General features: G+C 30.5%; 13 protein-coding genes. 8 read left to right on the forward strand and 5 right to left on the reverse strand.

All coding sequences use genetic code 11. The annotated features are described in order from the left end of the window. Nucleotides 1-274 precede the first annotated feature (274 nt). The 5 genes from Q0C58_RS02030 (at nucleotide 275) to truB (ending at nucleotide 3,507) form a co-directional block, all read left to right on the forward strand. Nucleotides 275-1,153, forward strand: coding sequence for a permease-like cell division protein FtsX (locus Q0C58_RS02030; RefSeq protein WP_290696780.1), 879 nt, complete (start codon nucleotides 275-277; stop codon nucleotides 1,151-1,153). Between the two features lie 160 nt (nucleotides 1,154-1,313). Further along, a complete protein-coding gene (locus Q0C58_RS02035; RefSeq protein WP_290696782.1) occupies nucleotides 1,314-1,457 on the forward strand; it encodes a hypothetical protein in 144 nt (47 codons plus the stop codon). A gap of 232 nt (nucleotides 1,458-1,689) precedes the next feature. Then, nucleotides 1,690-1,965, forward strand: a complete 276-nt coding sequence (locus Q0C58_RS02040; RefSeq protein ID WP_290696802.1) for a DUF3098 domain-containing protein — start codon at nucleotides 1,690-1,692, stop codon at nucleotides 1,963-1,965. Nucleotides 1,966-2,009: 44 nt separating this feature from the next. After that, nucleotides 2,010-2,804 carry an undecaprenyl-diphosphate phosphatase gene (locus Q0C58_RS02045; RefSeq protein WP_290696783.1) on the forward strand — a complete coding sequence of 265 codons (795 nt, stop codon included), beginning with the start codon at nucleotides 2,010-2,012 and terminating at the stop codon, nucleotides 2,802-2,804. Between the two features lie 4 nt (nucleotides 2,805-2,808). Next, entirely contained in the window at nucleotides 2,809-3,507 is a 699-nt protein-coding gene (gene truB, locus Q0C58_RS02050) for a tRNA pseudouridine(55) synthase TruB (RefSeq protein WP_290696784.1), read from the forward strand. Nucleotides 3,508-3,748: 241 nt separating this feature from the next. Here truB and Q0C58_RS02055 read toward each other — a convergent pair whose 3' ends face one another. Continuing rightward, nucleotides 3,749-4,363, reverse strand: a complete 615-nt coding sequence (locus Q0C58_RS02055) for a thioredoxin family protein (protein WP_290696786.1) — start codon at nucleotides 4,361-4,363, stop codon at nucleotides 3,749-3,751. 106 nt (nucleotides 4,364-4,469) lie between these two features. Here Q0C58_RS02055 and Q0C58_RS02060 point away from each other — a divergent pair, with 106 nt between their 5' ends. Then, a complete protein-coding gene (locus tag Q0C58_RS02060) occupies nucleotides 4,470-5,033 on the forward strand; it encodes a DNA-3-methyladenine glycosylase I (protein WP_290696788.1) in 564 nt (187 codons plus the stop codon). Between the two features lie 144 nt (nucleotides 5,034-5,177). Here Q0C58_RS02060 and aat read toward each other — a convergent pair whose 3' ends face one another. From aat to Q0C58_RS02075, 3 genes are all read right to left on the reverse strand, one after another. Continuing rightward, complete coding sequence (gene aat / locus Q0C58_RS02065) at nucleotides 5,178-5,804, reverse strand: leucyl/phenylalanyl-tRNA--protein transferase (RefSeq protein WP_290696790.1); 627 nt, start codon at nucleotides 5,802-5,804, stop codon at nucleotides 5,178-5,180. 106 nt (nucleotides 5,805-5,910) lie between these two features. Then, nucleotides 5,911-6,285 carry a DUF3127 domain-containing protein gene (locus tag Q0C58_RS02070; RefSeq protein ID WP_290696792.1) on the reverse strand — a complete coding sequence of 125 codons (375 nt, stop codon included), beginning with the start codon at nucleotides 6,283-6,285 and terminating at the stop codon, nucleotides 5,911-5,913. A gap of 45 nt (nucleotides 6,286-6,330) precedes the next feature. Continuing rightward, entirely contained in the window at nucleotides 6,331-7,185 is an 855-nt protein-coding gene (locus Q0C58_RS02075) for a flavin reductase family protein (protein WP_290696794.1), read from the reverse strand. A 132-nt stretch (nucleotides 7,186-7,317) separates the two neighbouring features. On the opposite strand from Q0C58_RS02075, the gene Q0C58_RS02080 reads away from it, so the two are divergent. Together Q0C58_RS02080 and Q0C58_RS02085 are read left to right on the forward strand one after the other, a co-directional pair. Continuing rightward, nucleotides 7,318-8,496 carry a HAMP domain-containing sensor histidine kinase gene (locus Q0C58_RS02080; protein WP_290696796.1) on the forward strand — a complete coding sequence of 393 codons (1,179 nt, stop codon included), beginning with the start codon at nucleotides 7,318-7,320 and terminating at the stop codon, nucleotides 8,494-8,496. 2 nt (nucleotides 8,497-8,498) lie between these two features. After that, a complete protein-coding gene (locus Q0C58_RS02085) occupies nucleotides 8,499-8,852 on the forward strand; it encodes a hypothetical protein (RefSeq protein WP_290696798.1) in 354 nt (117 codons plus the stop codon). Here the strand turns inward: Q0C58_RS02085 and Q0C58_RS02090 are convergent. Then, a complete protein-coding gene (locus Q0C58_RS02090) occupies nucleotides 8,833-9,222 on the reverse strand; it encodes an HIT domain-containing protein (RefSeq protein ID WP_290696800.1) in 390 nt (129 codons plus the stop codon). The genes Q0C58_RS02085 and Q0C58_RS02090 overlap by 20 nt on opposite strands. Nucleotides 9,223-9,388 lie beyond the last annotated feature (166 nt).

Here is a 9,388-nt window from a genome sequence, read left to right on the forward strand (position 1 = left end):
AACATGTAATCCTGCTCCAGATGGATAAGGAAACATGTCCAAAACGTAATATTTTGGTTTGTCACAAGTATTTGAGGCTTTAAACGTTTGGTTTTCTGCCCAATATTTTTGCCATTTGGCTTCTATGTCGTTAAAATGGTATTGCATACTCTTGTTTTTCCACTATTTAAAGTGCAAATTTAAACTTATTATAAGATTGTTAAAACTTTAAGCGTTGTAAAACTTGAGAATGTAATTTCTTTTTTATTTTTACAAAGTAAACTAAACTCTATTTATGAGCTCATCTTTTGAAAAATACCAAAAACGTCGTTTAATTTCTTCATACTTTTCTGTAGTTTTAAGTATTGGACTGGTCTTGTTTTTACTTGGTTTATTGGGGCTTTTGGTGTTAAATGCTAAAAAAGTAGCAGATCATTTTAAGGAGCAAGTTACCGTTACTGTTTTTTTAAAAGATGCTGCTAAAACTGTTGAAATAAAACAACTAGAAAAAAGCTTAGCAATGGCAGATTATGTAAAATCTACAACTTTTGTGTCTAAAGAAGAAGCTGCCGAGTTTATGAAAGCCGAAAGTGGTGAAGATTTTATGGACTTTTTAGGTGATAATCCACTAAAAAATTCGATTGATGTAAACTTAAAAGCTGACTTTGTAACTTCTGAAAAACTCCAAATTATTGCAGATGAAGCCTTAACTAAAAACTTTGTAGAGGAAGTAAGTTACGATAACGACTTAGTTAACCTAATGAATGATAACGTTAAAAAAATTAGTTTCTGGGTCTTATTATTAAGTGCTCTATTTACATTAATTGCAGTACTTTTAATAAACAGTTCTATTAGATTAGCAGTTTACTCTAAGCGTTTTACAATTAAAACCATGCAAATGGTTGGTGCAACAAAGCGTTTTATTAGAAAGCCTTTTATTTTTAGAAGTGTAAAACTTGGCATTATTGGAGCCATTTTAGCACTTATAGCTATGACTTTTATACTTTACTTTTTTGATAAAACTTTCCCAGAATTAGAGTTATTAAGTAAACCTATTCTTATTATTGGCCTTTTTGTTTTCGTTTTTTTACTTGGCATCTTTATTACTTGGATCTCTACATTTTTCGCTACGCAACGTTTTTTAAATTTAAACACAGATAAGCTTTACTATTAATAAAGACTAGTGCTTTAGTTAAATATCTAACCTCTCAAGTTTAACATTCTTTAACTTAGAACTTAACAATATTTAAGAAAGTTTGAGGTTATATTTACATATCTAAAAAACACTTATTGACTGTACCATTACTTTTTATTAATTCCTCAATTTAAAAATTATGAAACGAGTAACATTTGTACTTATAGGTGTCGTAGCAATTACAGCATTTGTATTGCTATCGCAAAAGCAAATAGAAGATAGATCTATTAAGATTGTTAAGGTAGACACTAATAAACATTACAAAAAAGGAATTTACGATTAAGCATTTGAATTTATCGAAAAACATAAAAAAGGGATTAGCACTATTTATTACAATTATTGTAATCTTATGGGTTGTTTTCTTATGCTATCGTTTAATTTTTATAATTTAAAGTAAATATTCAAACTGAAAATAATTTAAATTCATTAAAAGCAAAAGTTTTAAATAAAATCTTTACTTTGCAATTAACTAAAAGTGTTTAGTTGTAAAAATATTGAAATTAAATCTACATAAAGTGGGAGAACAAAAACGCAAAAAAATCGGTTCGGAAAATAAAGGTGAATTTATCTTTGGAAAACGAAACTACAAATTTATGTTTATTGGTCTAGCCTTTATTGTTATTGGCTTTATTTTAATGTCTGGTGGAGGAAACGACGATCCAACTGTATTTAACGAAGACATATTTCACTGGAGACGTATTAGATTAGCACCAGCTTTTGTTCTTATTGGTTTTGGTATTCAGATTTATGCAATTTTAACACGTAAGGAAAATTCCGATTCTAAAAAATAACCTCAAAACTCTTATTGGTCAATCAATTTTGATATTTTTACCGAATGAATATTATTGATTCCATCATTTTAGGCATTATTCAAGGACTTACAGAATTTCTTCCTGTGTCTTCTAGTGGACATTTAGAATTAGGTAAAGCCATTCTTGGTAATAATTCTATTCCTGAAGAAAGCCTAACATTTACAGTCGTTTTACATTTTGCAACTGCATTAAGTACCATTTTTATTTTTAGAAAAGATATTTTAGACATTATTAAAGGTTTATTTAAACCTGGTATTAATGAAGACCAGCGTTTTGCTGGAAAAATAATAGTATCCATGATTCCTGCAGTTTTAGTTGGTCTTTTTTTTGAAGAACAGCTTGAACAATTATTTGGCGGAAACATTATGCTTGTTGGTTGTATGCTTTTAGTTACAGCTCTGCTATTATTTCTGGCAGACAAAGCAAAAAACACACAAAAAAAAGTGAATTTTAAAAATGCGCTTATTATAGGAATCTCTCAAGCTATTGCTATGCTTCCTGGAATTTCTAGAAGTGGCGCAACAATATCAACTTCGGTTTTATTAGGTAATGATAAAACAAAAGCTGCACGCTTTTCATTTTTAATGGTTGTACCACTTATTTTTGGTAAAATTGCTAAAGATGTTTTAGGTGGAGAATTATCCCTCGAAAACCAAAATATTACTGCTTTAGGAGCCGGTTTTATAGCTGCTTTTATCTCTGGTTTGTTTGCTTGTACTTGGATGATTGCTTTAGTAAAGAAAAGCAAGTTATCTTACTTCGCTATTTACTGTGTAATCGTTGGATTGATTGCTATTGTTTTTTCACTTTTAAATTAAAATAATGACCGTCGAAGATTACCAAACTGGACAAGTTTTATTAATAGATAAACCATTAAACTGGACCTCTTTTCAAGTAGTAAATAAACTACGTTGGGAAATACGTCAAGCTTTTAGTATTAAGAAAATAAAAGTTGGTCATGCAGGCACTTTAGATCCTTTAGCTACTGGGTTGTTAATTATTTGTACTGGAAAAATGACGAAACAAATAGACACGTTTCAAGGTCAAATTAAAGAATACACAGGAACTATTGTTTTGGGTGGTACAACACCTTCTTTCGATTTAGAAACTGAGATAAACGAAACATTTCCTACTGAGCATATTACCGAAGATTTAATACATAATACTACAAAACAATTTGTTGGTGAAATAGACCAGTTTCCACCTATATTTTCGGCATTAAAAAAAGACGGAAAACGTTTGTATGAATACGCAAGAGCAGGAGAGGCTGTTGAAATGAAATCGCGTAAAATCACTATAAATAGCTTCGAAATCACTAAAATTGATGACAACTTCATCGATTTTAGAGTTATTTGTAGCAAAGGTACTTATATTCGTTCTCTAGCAAACGACTTCGGAAAAGCCTTAAACTCTGGTGGACATCTTTCAGTTTTAAGACGCACAAAAATTGGGAATTTTAATGTTGAAAAAGCACTTTCAATAGAAGGATTTATTGCAGCTTTACCATCAAAAGTGGACTAATATTTATAAAAACATGCTTTAGAATAAGCAAAATAGGCTCGTTTTAATACTTTTAATAAGCATTCGCTAATTGAAACGACTACTCTTTAATTTTAAAGGAAAGCTTTATACATTGTCATTTCGAGTGATTTTTGTAGTATTAAAAATTGCAATAAGAAATAATCTCTAATTAACACTTAAAGTAAAATAGTTCTTGATACAAAATTCTTAGGATAAGAATTTCACTCGAATAGACAACTTTTTATAGTAAACTTACCAAATCACTAATAGCATTTTGGCCTTTATTCTTATTGTACCAACCTTGTAAATCTTCCTTAAACTCTGGTGTTAATTTACCGTGTTCGGCTTTATAATCATTAACTAGTTTAGTTGCTTCACTTGGTCTTGGTCCAAAAGTATTTATTACTGTTTTGGTATTATTATCAATCATTATTAACTTAGGAATAGCTTGTCCTCCATTAGTTAAAAACTGATTCATTAATACTTGATTTTCGTCTCTAAGCAGTACTTTAAAGTTTATTCCTTTATTTAAATCTGCAACTTTATTCATTACAGGCATTAAATGCGCAGCATCTCCACACCAACTCTCGGTTAATACAATCCATGTTTGGTTTACACTAGATTTTGAAACTGTTTCTTGTACTACTTCACTAACTTTCACTGTTTTATCCCAACGCTTCATACGTTTGTCGTTAAGCATTGTGTAGTTCGCTAAAGCTTCCGTTTTTTCGTTTCCTGTTGTAGATTCTTTTGTCACCAGATCCTTAACTAAATTTCTATAGTCTTGATAACTGATAGCGTTTTCTAAACTATCATTTATTATATTTTCTAAATCTGTGTTTTGTAGTGTTTTCATAATGTAAAAATACTGTAATTAATTATTTATTTAAGTAACAGTTATTACATTAGTAGCATAAATTTAAAATCCTTACAGCCTACAAAAGGCATTAAATAAAATAGATATGACAAAACATAAATGTGCTTGGTGTATTGGTGATGAATTATACGAAGCGTACCACGATAATGAATGGGGAGTTCCAGTTTATAACGACCATGAACTCTTCGAGTTTTTAGTATTAGAAACCTTTCAGGCTGGTTTAAGTTGGATTACTATTTTACGTAAACGCGAGAATTTTAGATTGGCTTTGGACTTCTTCGATTATAAAAAAATTGCAAACTACAACGACGATAAAAAAGCAGAATTACTACAAAATGCTGGTATTATTAGAAATAAATTAAAAGTGAATGCAACAGTTACCAATGCACAAGTCTTTATTAAAGTTCAAGAAGAATTTGGGAGTTTTAGTAAATATATTTGGGCTTTTGTAGATGAAAGATCTATAAAAAACAAAGTACAACATTATAAAGAAGCTCCTGCAAACACACCTTTAAGTGATGCTTTGAGTAAAGACTTGAAAAAACGAGGCTTTAAATTTGTTGGAAGTACAGTAATGTATGCATTTATGCAAGCCACTGGAATGGTTAATGATCATGAAGTTGGATGTTTTAGGTATAATGAGGTTTAGAAGTGAAGTGTCAGTTCGAGTGACATTATTTTTAGAATTTTGTATCAAGAACCATTCAATAGAAAACAATATAGCTTCTCGAAGCTATTTAGCTTAAATAACATAAAAATTCTTATACTTCGAAATCACTCGAAGTGACAAGGTCTACTTTAAATACTCAATAAACTTATCTCTAGAAATTTCCTGTGCTCCTAAACTTTCCAAATGATTAGTATGCATTTGGCAATCAATAAGTTTATAATCTGTATTTTGAATAAAAGCTATAAATGCAGCCTTGCTTGCATTGCTTTGCTTAGCAAACATGCTTTCTCCACAAAAAACACCATTGTTTAAATCTACACCATAAAAGCCACCTACAAGTACGTTGTTTTTCCAAACCTCAATAGACTTTGCAGCACCTTGCGCGTGCAATTTGCAGTAAGCATCTATCATATTATTTGTAATCCAGGTTCCTGCTTGACCATTGCGTTTTGCTTTTGCACACTCGGTAATTACAGACTTAAAGTCTTTATTAATTGTAATTTCGTAATCACAATTTCTAAGAAATTGAGTCATGCTCTTAGACACTTTTAAATCTTTAGGAAAGAGCACAAATCTTGGATCTGGCGACCACCATAAAATAACTTGGTCTTCATTAAACCAAGGGAATATTCCCTTTTTATAAGCTAATAGCAAACGTTCTACAGATAAATCACCACCAATAGCAAGTAAACCTTCTGAGTCGGCTTCTTGGATGTTTGGGAATATTATGTTTTGGTCTAAAATGTGCATGTCTTAATTTTACTAAAATAAAAAAAACGGTAATAACATAAAATTGTTATTACCGTTTTTTTTTATGGATTCCGCATCAAGTGCGGAATGACAAAACAGCTTACCTTTAGAAAGGTAAATCGTCGTGATCTTCTTCTTTTAAATCTGCTGCTGGCTCAAAAGCTGCTGCTGGTGGAACTTCTGGAGCTCCAGCAGGAGCACCTGCTTGGACGCCTTCAATTCTCCATCCTTGAATTGAGTTAAAATATTTAGTTTCTCCTTGTGGGTTAACCCACTCTCTACCACGTAAATTGATGTTTACTTTAACATCTTGTCCTGGTTTGTAGTTGTTTAACAAATCGCATTTGTCTTGAACAAATTCTACCAATATATGTTGTGGGTATTGCTCTTCTGTTGTTACAACTAATTCTCTTTTTCTAAATCCGTTGCTTCCAAACGTTTGCTCTTCTCCTACTAATTTTACTTTACCTTGTACTTCCATTGTCTATATAATTATTAAATATTCGTCTATTTTATTATTGCTATTTTACGATAACAATACTTTCCATGCATTTTCTACATCACCAAAACTAAGCAAATTGTGTGCCTTTTTATGTTTTTGGTCTACATTTAATACACTAATGTCATGCTTAACTAAATAAGCATCATTTTCTTGTTTAGTAGGTAATGCTTCTACATTTGCTAGTAAACCTAAATCGTTTCCAGTTAACACCTTACTGTTTCTAATATTTTCTGGTAAAGCATCTACACCTATACCTAGAGTTGATAATGGTTTTGGAATTTCAAAAAAACCAGTTTTTGCTCTACTGTAATAACTACCACCAGCACGAGATACTAAATCTAGCTTTTCTTGGTCTATACTTCCACTTTCATTTATAACAGTGTCTTTAATATGTAATTTTACAACTTCGCAAATAATTAAATTACCTGCTCCACCTTCTGTACCTAACTTTATAATTTCATTAACCTTGCACTCAAATTGTACTGGTGATTCTGCAACACGAAACGGTTTTACAATATCGCTTTTAAGCATTGTTAAACCTGCTTTTTCAAACTCGTTTACACCTTCTCCATATTCTGTACTACTTAACGACATTTGTTGTACAATATCATAATTAACAACATTTATCACTACTTCTTTAGTAATTTCTGCATTTTCTAAAGTATGCTTTGTTGTATTATTTCTCACGCGTCGTGCTGGAGAAAAAATTAGAATTGGAGGATTAGCACTAAATACATTAAAAAAACTAAATGGTGACAAATTAGGATTGGCGTTCTTGTCTATAGTACTTGCAAACGCTATTGGTCTAGGTGCTACAGCACTTAATAAATAACCATGCAGTTTTGCAGTTGGCAAGTCTTTAGGTTCAAAAGATGTCATTAGTTCATTTATTTTAAACAAATGTAACTATTATGTGTTTCAACTAAAAACACATTTATACTCTTGTTATACAATATTATTAACAACTTTGCATTATATAGTTTTTAACTATATTAACAAAAAAATTATAACATGTTTTTTACAAAAAACAGACAACTTATTCGCTGGATTATTATTATTGCATCATTTGCAATCATTTCTTTAATTTTATGGAACACTTATACTTTCTTTCAGAAATTTAAAGAAGAGGAACGTGCAAAAATGGAGATTTGGAGTAGTGCTCAAAAAGAAATCTCTAGTACTAAAGAAAATAATAATATTGACCTTTTATTAAAGATTTTAGGCAGTAATAACACTACACCTATTCTAGTAATCAATGTTGATAAAAGCATTAGCAGCTACAATAATATTATTACCAAAGGTGAAAATGACTCTTTATATATAGCGAATAACAAAGAGAGATTAATTAAACAATATGAGGCTGAGAACACTCCAATACGGATTTCTTATATAGATCCTAGTACTCAAAAGGAAGTCTTAGCTGGTAAATTATATTATGGTAATGCACCTTTATTGAATAAACTTAAATATTATCCTTTAGCACTCTTATTAATTATCTTACTATTTGCTTCTGTAGTTTATTTCTTCTACCGAAGCTCTAAAATTGCAGCACAAAATAAATTATGGTCTGGAATGGCAAAGGAAACTGCGCACCAAATAGGCACTCCATTATCTTCTTTAATTGGCTGGACGGAAATTTTAAAAACAGAAAATGTAAATCCAGAATACATTCTAGAAATTGAAAAAGACATTGATAGACTACAAACCATAACAGAACGTTTTAGTAAAATTGGCTCTCTTCCAGAGTTAGAAAAAACAAATATTGTTAAAGAAACTCAAGACACTTATAATTATTTAAAGTCAAGATCTTCTAAGTTAATTAATTTTACTTTAAAGCTTCCTAAAGATCCTATTTACGTAAATTTGAATCCGCAATTATATAGTTGGACTATCGAGAATTTAGTAAAAAACGCTATCGATGCTATGAGAGGTAAAGGAGACCTTACACTAGTAATGACGCAGCTAGAAAACAAGGTGAAAATTAATATTATCGATACAGGTAAAGGCCTAACTAAAAGTCAATTTAAAAATGTTTTCGAACCTGGTTACACTACAAAAAAGCGTGGTTGGGGATTAGGTTTATCTCTTGCTAAACGAATTGTAGAAGATTTTCACGATGGAAAAATTAAAGTTTCCCAATCTCAAATAGGCAAAGGCACTATAATGCAAATTGCATTTAAAACTGTTTAATTATGGACGAAAAATTAATTACCGTAAAACAAGTTTCCTTAAATAATAACTGTCCAGAATGTTTTAGTAAGAAAGGCTTAGAACTTGCTTTTAAACAAAATTTTATAGAGACAAAATTTTATAGATCTATAACGCAAGATATTTCTACCGAAATGTATTGTAACATATGCGATTCTAACATTTACCCAATAAACTGGACTGAAGACATTGAGCGCGTTTACGATTACCAAATGAAAGCTTTTGAGCCTAAAAAGGCATCAAAAAAATACAAGCCTCTTTTCTGGATTATTACTGGTGTAGTTGCAACTGTAGTAATTACTGGCGCAGTTTTAGCACTTATAAATTTTCCTGTATAGTTTTAGCTATTACTTCAAATTCTGAAGTATTAAAAGATACTTTTTTAGTAAAACAGGCATCTTCCATAGTATTTAAAGGTATTAAATGCACATGAACATGTGGTACTTCTAAACCAATTACAGATATTCCAACTCTTTTACAAGGTACTGCTTTTTCTAAACCAATAGCTACCAGTCTAGAAAACTCCATTAAACTAGCATAGGTTACTTTATCTAAGTCAAAAATCTTGTTTGTTTCCTTTTTAGGTATGCATAATGTATGGCCTTTTGCATTAGGATTAACATCTAAAAATGCCAGAAATTCTTCGGTTTCTGCTACTTTAAAACACGGTATTTCTCCGTTTACTATTTTTGTAAATATAGATGTCATATCATTTGTTTATATTTTGTCTGGTTGAGCATGGTCGAGAGCTTTATAAGTATCAACTGCTCTCAACCAGACAAAAGTATTATTTTCAATAAAAAAATAAAGATAAAAAAAGATTCCTGCTAAACTGAAAATTATTTCAGAATAAACAGGAATATTATTTATTGTA

The sequence above is a fragment of the Lacinutrix sp. genome, assembly GCF_023299985.1.
GTDB lineage: Bacteria > Bacteroidota > Bacteroidia > Flavobacteriales > Flavobacteriaceae > Lacinutrix.